The sequence below is a fragment of the Rhodoferax sp. GW821-FHT07F03 genome, assembly GCF_059418745.1.
The window spans coordinates 165198-179040 of sequence record NZ_JBWKQM010000011.1; the positions used below are offsets into that span (position 1 = coordinate 165198).

Below are 13843 nucleotides of genomic sequence, written 5' to 3' on the forward strand. Positions count from 1 at the left end.
TTCTATAAGTAGTTCAAGGGCTGGGCGGGCGATAACCCAGCCGGGTCCCGGGCAACAAACCACCTTTGGCCGAGTAGACCACCGGGCAGTTGGCCACAATCCGCAAAGGGGTGAGCGTGACATCGCCACGCTCCACCGCATCCAATATCTGCTCTTCCGAGCGCAGCTCGCGGTGCGTGCGCCCGGCCTGCCAAGCTACGGCGTGCAAATGCCAGAGCGGCGAGTACGACTTATCGGTACTGGCATAGCCCACCGGATCGGGCATGGACGGCAGCACATTGCGCTGGCTACCGTCGGGGAACACGTAGATGCGCTCCACCAGCGAGGGCTGGCCGGGCTTCAAGGCCAGGGCCAACCCGGGCACGAAATTCATATCCTTGGCCCGGGCCATGGCGGCATCCGACACATCGGTGCTGATGTACTGCACCAGGCCGCCCTCGTACCAGGCACTTACAAGAGGCAGGGTCACCTCAGTGGCCAGCGCCGGTGCCGCAGGGGCAAAGGGCGCAACAGGTGAGGTGGCACATCCAGCCAGCAGGGAGGCGAGCAGCACGGCAGACACGAGGGATGGACGAAGGGACGCAATAGGCATGGTGGGCGCCATCATAGAGCGGGCCAGCATCCGCTGCCGACCGGCAGCACTACGTCGGCGGGCATGTAAGACAAAGCCGCGAGCTACTGCACCACCTTGCCAAAACTCTTAATATGAAGCTTGCGCCCCTGGGGCAAAGCACAGCTGTATCCATCCCACGAAGTGAGGTCTCACCATGTCGATCCCCCAAAACATCGCCCGCCTAGCCATCGCCAGCGCCACACTCCTTGGCGGCAGCTTGCTGCTGGCATCTGCAGCCACGGGTACGACCGTCACCACCCATGCCAGTACGGCAGACACCCAGTTGGTGGCCAGCTTCAGCATCTTCGCCGGCTCGCCGGAAAACGCCCAGTCGCTGGTGTCTGGCTTGCGCACCGGTAACCTCATCACCCTGGAGCCCAGCCCGAGCGGCCCCAACGCCATGGCTCCGTCAGCCAGTCTGACCCCGGCGACCGGCAAGCTGGGCTACGGCAATGTCCGTATCGCCCTGTCGCTCGCCAAGGCACAGCTGGCCAAGGACGGCATTAGCAACCCCACGCCCCTGCAGCTGTCCACCGCGCTGAACGGCGTGCTGACGCAAAGAGCCGACGGCATGGGCTGGGGCAATATCGCCCACAGCATGGGGACGACGCTGGGCTCGGTAATGGGCAACTCGCATGCCAACAAGAGTGGCCAACACGCCAGCCTCCATGCCAAGGCCAAGACCGAGGACATCGGGCTGGACAATGGCGCAGGCCAAGGGTCTGGCTCAGGCAAGAGCGGTAACGCGGGTGGACATGGCAATGCCGGCGGTAGCGGCAATGGAGGCAATGGAGGCAACGGTGGCGGAAAGAAATAAAACAGCTGCGTATCTGCAACCTACCGGCTTCACACGCCCTGGTTGCGCATCCAATCGGCGGTCTGGAAAAAGCTGTCGCGCAGGCGGGCGCGCGAGGCCTCGTCCACCCCCGTCTCGCCCATGGCCTGGTCCATGCAGGCCAGCCACTGGTCGCGCTCCAGGATGCCGATCTTGAACGGCATGTGCCGCGCGCGCAGCCGCGGGTGGCCAAACTGCTCGGTGTAGTACTGCGGCCCGCCCAGCCAGCCACACAAGAACATAAACAGCCGCTGCCGCGCGTTGTCCAAGGTGGAGCCGTGCGAGGCACGCAACGCGGCATAGCCGGGCTCCAGGTCCATCAGGTCATAGAAGCGCTCGGTCAGCGCTTTGACCCGCTCTTCGCCGCCAATCCATTCAAACGGGGTGGCGGCGGGTGGCTTTTCTTGGATTTGCATGGACTCAGAACAAAAAAGGGCCACGGCGCAGATAAATCATGCGCTGGCAGCTATTAAAAATGCAGCGTAGCGCCGCGGTGCGGGGCCAAGCCATGGCGGGTATTTTCGACCACCCGGGCTATTGCATCCATATTTCAAAAAACTATCGATGATATACATTTGATTGACTTTACAGATAACCAGGCTCTCCCTACCATTTCAACCTAGACATCCCCTCACCACCCCACAGGAGAAAGCACCATGAAAGAGTTGAAAACCACCGCTGGAATTTTGATCAACACCTCGGGCCTGGTGATTCTGTTGTCCAACCTCGCACTGTGGCACGCGGGCTGAAGCCCGACGCATCTGAGATATCTCGGCTGCCATTTTCTGCATGTATGAAATAGGGCACTAGCGCAATAAATACCTGCGCAAGGCGCTATCAACAGCATAGCAATCAGGTGACTGAAAAGGCACGGCTATCATCCAGGGCCGCCCTACTTTCACGCCACCCATGGACTTTCTTGCGCCACTGACCCAGCCTCTTTTCTCCCTCGCCGGCATGCCCATGTCCTTTGGCGACATCTTGGGGTTCATTACGGGCGTGCTGTGCGTATGGCTGACGGCGCGGGCGCATATCTGGAACTTCCCGGTGGGCATTCTCAGCAGCGCAATCCTCGGCCTGGTGTTCTTGCAGCAACGCCTGTTTGCCGACGCCTCGCTACAAATCGTGTTTATCGTGCTGTCGGCACAAGGTTGTTGGCAATGGTTGCGCCCCCAGCACACGCCGCACGGCTCCCCGTTTGTCGGCACCAGCCTGCGCGAGCAGTTGCTGCTGCTGGCGGTAGCAGCCGCCACGACGTTGCTTTTGTGGCAGGTGCTGTTGTGGCTCAAGGGCGCGGCACCGCCCATTGACGCATTGATCACCGCGCTCAGCCTGTGTGCGCAGTGGCAGTTGAATCGGCGCCACACCTCCAGCTGGGCCTGGTGGATTGCGGTGGACCTGATCTCCATCCCACTGTACTGGAGCCGCGAGCTGCCACTGATCTCGGGCCTGTCCGTGGTGTTCTTGCTGATCTGCCTGCGCGGCTGGTGGAACTGGCGCGGCCAGACCCCTCGCCCGGCGACCACCAAGGCCTACGCATGAGCCGCATGGACTACCAACACGGCCTGGTGATAGGCAAGTTCTACCCGCCGCACCTGGGCCACGTGTACCTCATACGCACGGCAGCGGCGCACTGCCAACATGTCACCGTGGGCGTTCTGGGCTCCAGCGTGGAGTCGATCAGCATCGCCCAGCGCGTAAGCTGGCTGCGCGAAACCTTTGCAAACGCACCCCATGTGCGCATCGTCGGCGCGCTGGACGATGTACCGGTGGACTACACCAGCCCGGCCATCTGGGCGGCCCACGTGGCCATCATGCGCCGGGCCGTGCAGGAGGCGGACCGCACATTCGGCAGCGGAGCAACACCTGCCGTGCCGGTGGACGCAGTATTCACCTCCGAGCGTTATGGCGACGAGCTGGCACGGCAGTTCAGCGGTGCCCAAGCCTGCACCCATATTTGCCTGGACCAGGCCCGCGCGCTCTACCCCGTCTCGGGCACCGCCGCACGCGCCGACCCGGCCGCACAGTGGGACATGTTGCCGCCCGCCGTGTAGGCCGGGCTGGCCCTGCGCGTGGTGGTCTTGGGGGCCGAATCCACCGGCACCACCACCTTGTCACAAGACCTGGCCGCCAGCCTGCGCCAGCGCGGTGGCGTGTGGGCGCGCACGGCCTGGGTGGCCGAGTACGGCCGCGAATACAGCGTGAACCTGTTGGCCCTGGCACGGGCACGCAATCCATCGGCCGGTGTGGCCGACATCGCCTGGCAGTCCAGCGACTTCAGCCACGTCGCAGCCGAGCAATGCCGCCAGGAAGAACAGGCCGCCCGCCATGGCAGCCCGGTGCTGGTCTGCGACACCGACGCCTTCACCACCCGCCTCTGGCATGAACGCTACATAGGCCGGCCCAGCGCCAGCGTGGCCGCCATCGCCCAGGCCATGCCACCGCGCACCGTCTACCTGCTGACCAGCGACGCTGGCGTGGCCTTTGAAGACGACGGCCTGCGCGACGGCGCCCACCTGCGCCAGTGGATGACCGGCCGCTTCCGCAGCATGCTGGCCGAGCAAAGCGTGCCCTGGGTAGAGCTCACCGGCTCCAGCGCCGAACGCTGCCGCCATGCACTGGACGTGGTGGACACCTGCCTGGCCAAAGCCTGGCAGTTTGCCGCGCCGCTGTAGATTTATAAGAAATCAGGCGCTAGCGCAGGTAGAACCTGCGCTAGCAGCTACTAAATATATAGCAACTATGCCGCCGCCCGGCGCAGCGTCTCCACCACCGGCCGGCGCAACACGTCTCGCAGGCCCCACCAGCCCGCCGCCAGGGCCAGCACAGCGCCGGCCAGCGCGCCGAACAAGGGCACCCACAGCGAGCCGCTCCAGGCGAAGTCGAACACGTAGCGGCTCAGGGCCCAGCCCACGGCCACGGCGACCAGGCTGGCCAGGAAGCCGGCCAGCAGGCCCACGCCGGCCAGCTCGGCCCGCTGCACCTGGCGCAGCAGGCTGCTAGGCGCACCCAGCGCGCGCATGATGGCGAACTCGCGGGCGCGCTCCTCGCGGGTGGCGGTGATGGCGGCAAACAGCACCACCAGGCCGGCGGCCAGGGTGAAGCCGAACAGGAACTCCACCGCACGCACCACCTGGTCCAGCACGCGCTGCAGCTGGCCCAGCGTGATACTCAGGTCCACCGCCGTGATATTGGGAAACTGGCGCACCAGCTGGTTGTCAAAACCCTTGGCGGTGGGCGCCTTGAAGGCCGCGAGGTAGGTGACGGGGATGTCTGGCGGCATCTGCGCCAGCGGGTAGATCACGAAGAAGTTAGCGCGCATGGAGCCCCAGTCCACCTTGCGCAGCGAGGTGATCTTGGCCTCGCTGGGCTGGCCGCCAATGTCGAAGCGCAGGGTGTCGCCCAGGTGCAGGCCCAGGGTCTTGGCAATGCCCTCCTCCACGCTGATGGCGCCGGCTTCCTGGTCTGCCCAGTTGCCGGCAGCCAGGGGGTTATGGGCTGGCCGTTCAGCCGTGTTAGACAGGTTGAATTCACGGTCCACCAGGCGCTTGGCGCGGTCTTCCACGTAGTCGTCCGGGCTGACGGGCTTGCCGTTAATGGCCACCAGGCGGCCACGGAACATGGGGAACCAGTCGTAATCCTTCACCCCGGCATCATTCAGGTTCTTGCGGAAATCGGCAGCCTGGTCAGGCATGATGTTGATGACGAAGCGATTCGGCGCATCTGGCGGCGTGGCCTTGCGCCAGCTCTGGATCAGGTCGGTGCGCAGCAGCACCAGCAGCACCAGGGCCAGCAGGCCCACCGCCAGCGCGCTGACCTGCACCACGGCGTAGGCCGGGCGGGCCGACACCTGCCGCGTGGCCAGTACCAGCCAGCGCGGCGCGGTGGCCTCGTTCACACTGCGGCGCAGCAGCTTCACCGCCACCCAACCCAGGCCGGCAAACACCAGCACCGCGCCCGCAAAACCACCCAAGGCGATCAGACCCAGGGTGATGTCGCTGCTGGCCGCCAGCAGCAGCGCGGCAAAGCCCAGCACGCCCAGGCCCAGCACGCCCACGGAAGCCGGCTTGAGCCCGCCCACATCGCGACGTATCACCCGCAGCGGCGGCACCGAGGCCAGCTGCAGCACAGGTGGCAGGCCAAAGGCGAACAGCAGGGTCATGCCCATGCCCAGCCCCAAGGCCGCGGGCCACCAGGTAGCAGCGGGCAGGCTGGCATCCACCAGGCCGGTCAGCAGCAACACGAACAGGTAGTGCACACCAAAGCCAATGGCCACGCCCAGCAGGCTGGCAAAAAGGCCGACCAGCGCGAACTCGAAGGCATAGCTCAGCGCAATGGTGCGCTGGCTCTGGCCCAGCACGCGCAACATGGCGCAGTCGTCCAGATGGTTGGCGGCAAAGCCGCGCGCAGCCAGGGCCACGGCCACCGCGCTGAGCAGGGCCGAAAGCAGGGCCACCAGGTTGAGGAATTTATTCGCGCGGTCCAGCGTCTGGCGCATCTCGGGGCGGCCGGTTTCCAGCGACTCGATACGCACGCCGTGGATGTCCGGCTTCTTGACCTCGGCCGTGGCCCAGTCCACATAGCGCTGCACGGCCGGGTCCGGCCCGGCCACGGCAAAACGGTAGGTGATGCGGCTGGCAGGCTGGACCAGGCCGGTAGCGGCCAGATCGGCCTCGTTCAGCATCACGCGCGGTGAAAACGACATGAAGCCGCTGCCCCGGTCGGGCTCGATGGCGATGGTCTTAGTCACCCGCAGGCGGGCGTCACCCAGCAGCAGGCTGTCGCCCAGCTTGAGCTCCAGCGCCTCCAGCAGGGATGCATCCACCCAGGCCGTGCCCGGCGCCGGGATGTCGCGCGTGGTGTGCAGGGGGCCATCGGCGCTGTCCGCCACCGTCAGGCTGCCGCGCAGCGGGTAGCCGGCGGCCACGGATTTGAGCGCCACCAGCTTGCTGGCGCCGCCCTGAGCGTCCTCGGCCCGGGCCATCGTGGCCAGGGTCAGGGTGCCTACGGACTGCAGGCCCTGGGCCTGCGCCTGGGCCAGAAAGCTAGCCGGCATGGTGTTGTCACTGACCACCACCGCGTCGCCGCCCAGCAGCTGGCGCGCATCGCGCTGCAAGCCGCCCTGCAAGCGGTCGGCAAAAAAGCCCACGGCGCTGAGTGCGGCCACGGCCAGCGTCACCGCAACGATCAGCAAACGCAGCTCACCCGAGCGCAGATCACGCCACAGCGTGCGCCAGCCTAAAGCGATAAAGGGGGATTTCAACGGAGAGCTCCTAAACAATGCGCCATTATTCACGCGGGCCCTGACCCACGCAGCGCCAAGGGCTCTACGCCACCGCACCGGACATGGCCTCAGCATTGGCACATAGGTGACATGTAGAGCGGGATAACCCGCTGAAAAAGCAACGAACGTTCGTTCTAAATTGTATGGACTGCAAACAATTTCCAGGCGTCTATTGCAGTGCTCACACCAACTAGAAAGAGACTATCCATGCATTTTTCAACCAAGACTCCGATAGCGCTAGCGCTCTGCGCCCTCCTCCTCAGTCCCTCTCTATGCGCGGCTGACACCTATACGCAGACCACCTACCCGGTGGTGCTGGTGCACGGCATATTGAATTTCAATGCCAGCGACAGCAACACCTTTTGGTACGGCATACCCGCATCGCTGCGCAGCAGCGGCGCCACGGTATACGTTACCCAGCAATCGGCGGTGAATTCTGCGGTCACGCGGGGCGAACAGTTGATATCGCAACTCAAAGCCCTGCAAGCTACCTACGGCTATACCAAGTTCAATCTGGTCGGCCACAGCCAGGGCGGGCTGGTGGCCCGCTATGTGGCTTCGGTCGCGCCAGAGCTGGTGGCATCGGTCACCACCGCTGGCACGCCACACCAGGGATCGGATGTAGCTACCGCAGTGAACTCGACCAATAGCGTCACCAAGACCGCCATTGCCGCGGTGGTCACTGCGCTGGCCAAGTTTGTGGCCTGGATCAACGGCGACAGTAACCTGCCGCAAAATGCAATGGCCATGCTGGGTTCGCTGACCAGCAGCGGTGCCGCCACCTTCAACGCAAGCTACCCGGAAGGAGCCCCCACCACCAGCTGCGGCAGCGGCAGTGCCAAGGTCAATGGCATTTACTACTACTCGATGGGCGGCACTTCATCTTTCACCAACGCGCTGGACTATGTGGATTACGCGCTGGCGTTGACCTCAGCTTTCTTCAATGGCGGCGCCAACGATGGCGTGGTGGGCCGTTGCTCCAACCACTGGGGCACTGTGCTCAAAGACAACTACGCCTGGAACCACCTTGACCTGGTAAACCAGAGCTATGGTCTGCGCGGCCTGTTCTCGCCCGATCCGAAGGCCTTCTACCGCAGCCAGGCCAACCGTTTACAAGGTCTCGGGCTTTGAATCGAGGGCGCTGGCTCTGGCTGGTCGCCGGGCTGGTGGTTGCGGCTCTGTTGGCGCTACTGTGGCAACCCGCCAATACCTCTAAAACCCACCAAGCCGTAGAGCTAACACCCTGGGCCAGCCACCCGGCCGCGCGTCCCGTCCCGGAGGCCGAAACCACCACTTCAACCGAGCGCTCCACCGCTGAATTCGTCACCTGGCTGGCGGAGGAAAGCTCGCTGCGCGGCGCCCAGCTGGACGGCGACTGGGGGCTAGACGCCCAGGGCAAGCTGCACCCGACCCTGGCGCTCAGACGGCGCTTCGACCAATTGCTGACCCTGCTGGGCGAAACCACGCTGGAACAGCTGCGACAGTACATCGAAGCCACGGTACGCGCCCAAGCCGGACCACAGGCCGCCGCCGAGGTGTTGGACATCTGGCGGCGCTATGTACAGTTGGTGGGCACCCCATTCCAACAGGTGGTGGACCCACGGGACTGGCGCACTTGGCAGGCGGCCCTGACCGAGCAGCACCGCATACGCTATGCGTTACTGGGACCAGCGTGGGCCGACGCCTTCTACCGCGACGAGGAGCAGCAACTGGCGCAACAGATCCAAGTCGCACAGTCCAACAACAGTACCACCCCTGTCACCGAACCGCCGCTGATCCGCCGCGCGGAGCTAACCCCTCAGCAAAGCCAGAACCTGCAAGCCGCCGAGGCCGAATGGGACCGCTGGAAAACCCGCGTCAACGAAGCCAAGCAGGCCGTCGCCCAGATACAGCTGGCTCCCGAACTCTCGACACCGCAGCGCGAAGCCGCAGTCAACCGCTGGCTGGCCGAGCGTTTTGATGCCAAAGAACAGCGCCGGGTGCGCGCGCTGATAGAGGCCAACGAGGCACTGCCCTAGAGGCTGTTTGCAATTTATTTGAAACCCGAGTCCGTACCGCCGTGGACCGCAGGGAGTTATGCAGAGCGTCCCTAACGACCTCGCACACAAGCCAGCACCGCCAAGGCTGACACCGCAAACCCGGCCAACGCCAGCGGCGATAGATGCTCGCCCAACAGCGCAAAGCCGAGCAGCGCTGTCACGCCCGGAATCAAATAAAACAAACTGGCCACCTGTGCGGCTTGGCCCCGACGCACCATCACAAACAGCAGGCTGAACGCGCCAATCGAATTCACCAGCCCCAGCCACAGCACGGCAAACACCAGCTCACCATGCCAGTGCACAGAAAAACCTTCAACAGGCCCTGCCAGCGCAGCGGCGGCGATGGTGGCCACGGCCATCTGCACACAGGCGCCACTGCGCAAGTCCATGTCGGCGCAAAAGCGCTTTTGGTATAGCGTGCCAGCCACCAGGCCCAGCAGCCCGAACAGGGTGACAGCCACCGCCGCCGCACTGGTACCGCCGCCCGGCGCCTTGCCGGCCACCACCAGCGCCACCCCAAGTACCCCACCGGCGAGACCCAGCAGTTGCTGGCGACCCACCCGCTCACCCAGCCAAACATGCGCGCCCAGCGCCGTGACCAGCGGCATCATGCCGATCAGCAAACCAGCTACCCCGGCCGGCAAGCCCAGCCGCAGGCCGCAGTACACACCCGAAAAATGCAACGCCTGCATCAGCAAACCGACCACGGCCAGATGCCCCCAGTCGCGCGCCCGCTGGGGCCAATGTGCACGGCCCACCCAGGACACCAGTCCCAATACCAGGGCCGCCAGGCCAAACCGCAGTACCAACAGAGTGAACGGCCCTACATACGGCAGCGCCAGCTTGCCGGCCACATAGCCCGTGCTCCACAGCAAAATGAAAGTCAGCGGCAGGCTCGCGTCGGCCAGCCCCTGCATGCGCGGTGCCAGGCCAGAGGTAGAAATCGTAGAGAAAGTGCTGGATACAGCCATGGTCAACTCCTCGCGGCACCACAGACAGGCCGCCCTGCTAATGTAGAAACTGGTGTCTTTGGACACAATCCACCACAATGGCGCATCAGAGTTTCCAAAAGTAGAACAACCATGGGCCGTCTGGAAGACCTTGCCACCTTTAGCCGTGTGATCGAAACGCGCAGCCTCTCGGGTGCCGCGCGCCGCCTGGGCAGCACCAAGTCGGCCGTCAGCAAACAGGTGAACCGCCTGGAAGCCCAGCTCGGCACCCGGCTGCTGCACCGCACCACCCGTAGCGTGAGCCCTACGGACGACGGCCACCGCATCTACGAACGCGCGCAACGCATGCTGGAGGAAGCCCAGGCGCTGGAAGCCGAAGTCGCTGGCGGGCAGGCGCTGCCCCGGGGCACGCTACGGCTGAGCACCTCCACAGCCTTTGGCAACCAGCAGTTGACGGCTCTGATGACGCAGTTCTGCGCGCGCTACCCGCAGTTGCGCGTGGTGGTAGGCCTGAACGACCGCTATGTGGACCTGGCCGAAGAAGGCTTCGACGTAGTGCTGCGCCTGACCGCAAGCCCCAGTCCCGGGCTGGTGGCACGGCGGCTCGCGCCCATCCTGTACCGGCTATGCGCTACACCGGCCTACCTGGCGCAGCACGGCACACCCACCACGCTGGAGGCGCTGGCCCAACACCGCTGCCTCACCTTCGGCTACCTGCATACGCCCACGCAATGGCGCTTTCGCCACACCACGCAAGGACACGAAGAGCTGGTGGACGTGCAATCGGCGCTGCGGTTTGAAAGCGGCCTCACCACCAATAGCAGCGAAGCTCTGCGCGTGGCGGCCCTGGCTGGCATGGGCTTGGCGGTACTTCCTACCTACGCCGCCGGTGCCGATCTTCGCGCCGGCCGCCTGGTCCACCTGCTGGAGGAGTGGCAACCCGTGGGCCGTCCGGCCGATGCCGACACGCTGTATGCCGTCTACCTGCCCAGCCGCTTTCCCAGCCCCAAAGTGCGCGCGTTGATCGACTTTCTGCTGGAGATGCTGGGCGACGTGCCACCCTGGGACCGGCCCGACCCGGCATGACAGCCTGCGGCACGGGCATACTGGCCGCTTTGCTTTTCTGGAAGCTCCCCATGTGGCAACCCAGCCCCCACTACCCCGACCCAGCCATCCAAACGCTGGACCCGCGTTTTGAATCCTACCGTCTGTATGCCGCCGCCGTGGAGCGCCTGGCCACCGGCATGCGCTGGGCCGAGGGGCCTGTGTGGTTCGGCGATGGGCGCTATCTTTTGTGGAGCGACATCCCGAACAACCGCGTCATGAAATGGGAGGAGCAGACCAGCGCAGTTAGCGTGTTTCAGCAGCCGTCCCGCTTTGCCAATGGCCATACCCGCGACCGCCAGGGCCGGCTGGTCCGCTGTGAACACGGTGGGCGCCGCGTGGTGCGCACCGAGCACGACGGCAGCACCACGGTGCTGGTGGACAGCTTCAATGGCAAGCCGCTGAATTCGCCCAATGACGTGGTGGTGAAGTCCGACGGCACGGTGTGGTTTACCGACCCACCCTTCGGCATCCTCGGCCACTACGAGGGGCATGACGCCACACCCGAGCTGCCCACCTGCGTTTACCGTTTCGACCCAGCCACTGGCCTGTGCACGGTGGTGACGGATGCGGTGGCGCGCCCCAATGGACTGTGCTTTTCACCGGATGAGCGGCTGCTGTATGTGGTGGAGTCCGGTGCCTCGCCCCGGCGCATCCGGGTATTTGACCTGGCGGCCAATGGCAGCCAGCTGGTGAACGACCGCGTGTTCTTCACCTGCGAAGAGGGCGTCAGCCCCGACGGCTTTCGCTGCGATGTGGACGGCAATCTGTGGGCCGGCTGGGGTGGCGGCCCTGAACACGACGGCGTGATGGTGTTCGCCCCCGACGCTACACCGATAGGCCACATCGCCCTGCCCGAGCGCTGCGCCAACCTGTGTTTTGGTGGATTAAAGCGCAACCGCCTGTTTATGGCGGCCAGCCAGTCGGTCTATGCCCTGTATGTGAACACCCAGGGTGTGGCCGGCGGGTAATTTATAAAGAATATGCCTGCAGCGCAGATGAAACCTGCACCAGTAGCTATGGTATCAATAGCAATTCAATTCAGGCTTCAGCGCCATCGACCAGCTTGACTTTCACCTGGGTCAACAGTGAAATGCGCTGCTGGCCCGGTTTGCCTGGTCACGTGCCGGCAGCGCAATGTTCAACGGCCAGGTGCTATTTGGAGACACCACAATGGCCGCAACAGCCCCCTCGCAGACGATCCACCCCAGCCTTGCATCCCTGTTCGACAACCGCAGCCAGACCGATCTGGCGCTGATCGGCAGCGCCTACCTGGCGGGGCTGAAAACCGGGCTGGAACAGACCGGCAGCCGCACCGGCGATGACCGCAGCGAGCCGGCCACGCCGACCTGCATCCACAAGATTCCGCTGTTGCCGGTCGCCATCGACGGCAAACGCGCCACAGCAGAATCGGTGAAAGACTTCGACGGGAAACCGCTGATCTACCTGCTGGACGAAGCTGCCCGCGACGGCGAGCTGCTGCGGGTGTTCTCGCAGACCGGCAAAGCCATGCGCCACCTGGAAGACAACCCTGGCAACCCCAAGCCGGCGAAGAAATCCAAGGCGCCGCCGGTAACGCTGGACACGTCCTCATCTCCGCAACAGATCGCCAATGCCATCGGCGGCGCGGTGTTCCTGTGGGAGAACATCAACTTCTCGGGTTGGCTATGGCGCTTTGGCGCAGGCACCACCAGCAGCCCCGGCGGACGCCAGGCGGGCAATGGCAATATCAGCGACTTTCGTACCGCGGTGTTTTTGCAGAACATCAACGACAAAGTGTCTTCGGTGTCGAACCAGAGCGAGGTCTGGGCCAATCTGCGGCCGCAGCGTTCGTTTGTAGTGCTGCACCAGCACATCAACTTCGCGGGAACCCAGCTGTGGGTGCCGGAGCGGCAGGGCTTCAGCGACCTGCGCCAGTTCGGCTGGAACGACGTGGCCTCGTCGCTCTCCTACGCGCTGACACCGAACTGAAATCGCTCAGGCCGGCACGTAGCGCACTGCGCGCGGGTCGCGGCACAGGCCCCAAAGCTGCAGGCCGGCGGTTTCGGCGATCTGGATGGCCAGCGCCGTGGGTGCCGAGATAGTGGCCAGCGCCGCCACATTCAGGCGCGCGCATTTACGCACCAGCTCGTAGCTGGCCCGGCTGGACATCAACACAAAGCCTGGCTCGCCCAGACGCCCGGCGCGTGCCAGTTGGCCCAGCAGCTTGTCCAGCGCGTTGTGCCGGCCCACGTCTTCCAGCACATCGGTCAGCACGCCTTCAGGTGTGGCCCAGCCTGCCGCGTGCAAGGAGCCGCAGGCAAGGTTCAGCACCTGCAGGGGCGGCATGGCTTGCAGCGCCTGCAGCACGGTTGCGGCCTGCAGCTGAGCGGCCCAGGCCTGCGGCGGCATGGGCCTGGGCTCCAGGTCCAGCGCGGCTAGGCTGTCGATACCACAGGTTCCGCAACCGGTACGACCGGCCAGGCTGCGGCGGCGTTCCTTCAGGCGCTGGAAGCAGCGGGAGGACACATCCAGCTGCACTTCACAGGCGTCGGCACCGGCCTGCACCTCGATGCCATAGCAGTCGGCCACGCTGTCCAGAATGCCTTCGCTCAACGCAAAGCCAAGTGCAAACGCTTCCAGATCTTGCGGCGTGGCCATCATCACTGCATGCGAGATGCCGTTGAACACCAGGGCCACGGGTACTTCGGCGGCCACCTGGTCGGCCTGCTCCAGGTCGGCAGGAAAGCGCCGTACGGCCACGGACACCAGGGGCGGCGGCAGCTCAGCCATGCAAGGCCTCCACACAAAAGCGCCGGCCAGCCTCGGTCAGTCCGGCCATCCAGCGTTCATCTTCCAGGCGCAGCGTGACCCAGCCCGGGCCGGGCTGGCCGCCCAGGCTGGCCTCGCCCATCAGCGTGAGCGCACGCATCAGCACGCTGGCACCCAGGCCCAGGCGCTTGCCTAGGCGGGGCAGGGAAATGGGCTCGGGCTCGGGCAGCAAAGCCAGCAAAATGGCCTGGTGCAGCGCGTCCACGG

At 64.8% G+C, this 13843-nt stretch carries 15 protein-coding genes; 9 read left to right on the forward strand and 6 right to left on the reverse strand.

Annotated elements, in window-relative coordinates; genetic code table 11:
- Positions 1–13: 13 nt before the first annotated feature.
- The gene (locus tag AC07R0_RS18175; protein WP_495105876.1) at positions 14–553 is read right to left on the reverse strand and encodes a DUF7482 domain-containing protein; all 540 of its coding nucleotides are present in this window, start codon (positions 551–553) and stop codon (positions 14–16) included.
- Positions 554–767: 214 nt separating this feature from the next.
- Here AC07R0_RS18175 and AC07R0_RS18180 point away from each other — a divergent pair, with 214 nt between their 5' ends.
- The gene (locus AC07R0_RS18180; RefSeq protein WP_495105877.1) at positions 768–1430 is read left to right on the forward strand and encodes a hypothetical protein; all 663 of its coding nucleotides are present in this window, start codon (positions 768–770) and stop codon (positions 1428–1430) included.
- 29 nt (positions 1431–1459) lie between these two features.
- Here the strand turns inward: AC07R0_RS18180 and AC07R0_RS18185 are convergent, their stop codons facing one another.
- On the reverse strand, positions 1460–1864 hold the full coding sequence (locus tag AC07R0_RS18185; protein ID WP_495105878.1) for a group II truncated hemoglobin: 405 nt from the start codon (positions 1862–1864) through the stop codon (positions 1460–1462).
- 493 nt (positions 1865–2357) lie between these two features.
- On the opposite strand from AC07R0_RS18185, the gene pnuC reads away from it, so the two are divergent.
- Genes pnuC through AC07R0_RS18200 form a run of 3 tightly spaced genes read left to right on the forward strand, consistent with a single transcriptional unit; the run spans position 2358 to position 4123 of the window.
- On the forward strand, positions 2358–2990 hold the full coding sequence (gene pnuC, locus AC07R0_RS18190) for a nicotinamide riboside transporter PnuC (protein WP_495105879.1): 633 nt from the start codon (positions 2358–2360) through the stop codon (positions 2988–2990).
- A complete protein-coding gene (locus AC07R0_RS18195) occupies positions 2987–3502 on the forward strand; it encodes an adenylyltransferase/cytidyltransferase family protein (protein WP_495105880.1) in 516 nt (171 codons plus the stop codon). Before pnuC ends, AC07R0_RS18195 begins: the two co-directional genes overlap by 4 nt.
- Positions 3503–3520: 18 nt before the next feature.
- The gene (locus AC07R0_RS18200) at positions 3521–4123 is read left to right on the forward strand and encodes an AAA family ATPase (protein ID WP_495105881.1); all 603 of its coding nucleotides are present in this window, start codon (positions 3521–3523) and stop codon (positions 4121–4123) included.
- Between the two features lie 65 nt (positions 4124–4188).
- Here the strand turns inward: AC07R0_RS18200 and AC07R0_RS18205 are convergent, their stop codons facing one another.
- Positions 4189–6711 carry an ABC transporter permease gene (locus tag AC07R0_RS18205; RefSeq protein WP_495105882.1) on the reverse strand — a complete coding sequence of 841 codons (2523 nt, stop codon included), beginning with the start codon at positions 6709–6711 and terminating at the stop codon, positions 4189–4191.
- Between the two features lie 228 nt (positions 6712–6939).
- Here AC07R0_RS18205 and AC07R0_RS18210 point away from each other — a divergent pair, with 228 nt between their 5' ends.
- On the forward strand, positions 6940–7863 hold the full coding sequence (locus AC07R0_RS18210; protein WP_495077300.1) for an esterase/lipase family protein: 924 nt from the start codon (positions 6940–6942) through the stop codon (positions 7861–7863).
- On the forward strand, positions 7860–8750 hold the full coding sequence (locus AC07R0_RS18215) for a hypothetical protein (protein WP_495077299.1): 891 nt from the start codon (positions 7860–7862) through the stop codon (positions 8748–8750). The genes AC07R0_RS18210 and AC07R0_RS18215 overlap by 4 nt, the downstream gene beginning before the upstream one ends.
- 71 nt (positions 8751–8821) lie before the next feature.
- Here the strand turns inward: AC07R0_RS18215 and AC07R0_RS18220 are convergent, their stop codons facing one another.
- A complete protein-coding gene (locus tag AC07R0_RS18220) occupies positions 8822–9742 on the reverse strand; it encodes a DMT family transporter (RefSeq protein ID WP_495105883.1) in 921 nt (306 codons plus the stop codon).
- A gap of 111 nt (positions 9743–9853) precedes the next feature.
- Between AC07R0_RS18220 and AC07R0_RS18225 the strand changes: the two genes are divergently transcribed.
- The 3 genes from AC07R0_RS18225 (at position 9854) to AC07R0_RS18235 (ending at position 12796) form a co-directional block, all read left to right on the forward strand.
- Complete coding sequence (locus AC07R0_RS18225) at positions 9854–10807, forward strand: LysR family transcriptional regulator (RefSeq protein WP_495105884.1); 954 nt, start codon at positions 9854–9856, stop codon at positions 10805–10807.
- Between the two features lie 50 nt (positions 10808–10857).
- On the forward strand, positions 10858–11796 hold the full coding sequence (locus AC07R0_RS18230) for an SMP-30/gluconolactonase/LRE family protein (protein ID WP_495105885.1): 939 nt from the start codon (positions 10858–10860) through the stop codon (positions 11794–11796).
- A gap of 202 nt (positions 11797–11998) precedes the next feature.
- Positions 11999–12796 carry a hypothetical protein gene (locus AC07R0_RS18235; protein ID WP_495105886.1) on the forward strand — a complete coding sequence of 266 codons (798 nt, stop codon included), beginning with the start codon at positions 11999–12001 and terminating at the stop codon, positions 12794–12796.
- Between the two features lie 6 nt (positions 12797–12802).
- Here AC07R0_RS18235 and fdhD read toward each other — a convergent pair whose 3' ends face one another.
- Positions 12803–13597 carry a formate dehydrogenase accessory sulfurtransferase FdhD gene (gene fdhD / locus AC07R0_RS18240; protein WP_495077294.1) on the reverse strand — a complete coding sequence of 265 codons (795 nt, stop codon included), beginning with the start codon at positions 13595–13597 and terminating at the stop codon, positions 12803–12805.
- Complete coding sequence (locus AC07R0_RS18245) at positions 13590–13841, reverse strand: hypothetical protein (RefSeq protein ID WP_495077293.1); 252 nt, start codon at positions 13839–13841, stop codon at positions 13590–13592. The genes fdhD and AC07R0_RS18245 overlap by 8 nt, the downstream gene beginning before the upstream one ends.
- Between the last annotated feature and the right edge of the window lie 2 nt (positions 13842–13843).

What these genes read in the sequence shown, in the direction of transcription:
- fdhD (WP_495077294.1), bottom strand. Translation starts at nt 13,597, where the DNA reads ATGGCTGAGCTGCCGCCGCCCCTGGTGTCCGTGGCCGTACGGCGCTTT.
- AC07R0_RS18195 (WP_495105880.1), top strand. Translation starts at nt 2,987, where the DNA reads ATGAGCCGCATGGACTACCAACACGGCCTGGTGATAGGCAAGTTCTAC.
- pnuC (WP_495105879.1), top strand. Translation starts at nt 2,358, where the DNA reads ATGGACTTTCTTGCGCCACTGACCCAGCCTCTTTTCTCCCTCGCCGGC.
- AC07R0_RS18230 (WP_495105885.1), top strand. Translation starts at nt 10,858, where the DNA reads ATGTGGCAACCCAGCCCCCACTACCCCGACCCAGCCATCCAAACGCTG.
- AC07R0_RS18210 (WP_495077300.1), top strand. Translation starts at nt 6,940, where the DNA reads ATGCATTTTTCAACCAAGACTCCGATAGCGCTAGCGCTCTGCGCCCTC.
- AC07R0_RS18225 (WP_495105884.1), top strand. Translation starts at nt 9,854, where the DNA reads ATGGGCCGTCTGGAAGACCTTGCCACCTTTAGCCGTGTGATCGAAACG.
- AC07R0_RS18220 (WP_495105883.1), bottom strand. Translation starts at nt 9,742, where the DNA reads ATGGCTGTATCCAGCACTTTCTCTACGATTTCTACCTCTGGCCTGGCA.
- AC07R0_RS18235 (WP_495105886.1), top strand. Translation starts at nt 11,999, where the DNA reads ATGGCCGCAACAGCCCCCTCGCAGACGATCCACCCCAGCCTTGCATCC.
- AC07R0_RS18185 (WP_495105878.1), bottom strand. Translation starts at nt 1,864, where the DNA reads ATGCAAATCCAAGAAAAGCCACCCGCCGCCACCCCGTTTGAATGGATT.
- AC07R0_RS18180 (WP_495105877.1), top strand. Translation starts at nt 768, where the DNA reads ATGTCGATCCCCCAAAACATCGCCCGCCTAGCCATCGCCAGCGCCACA.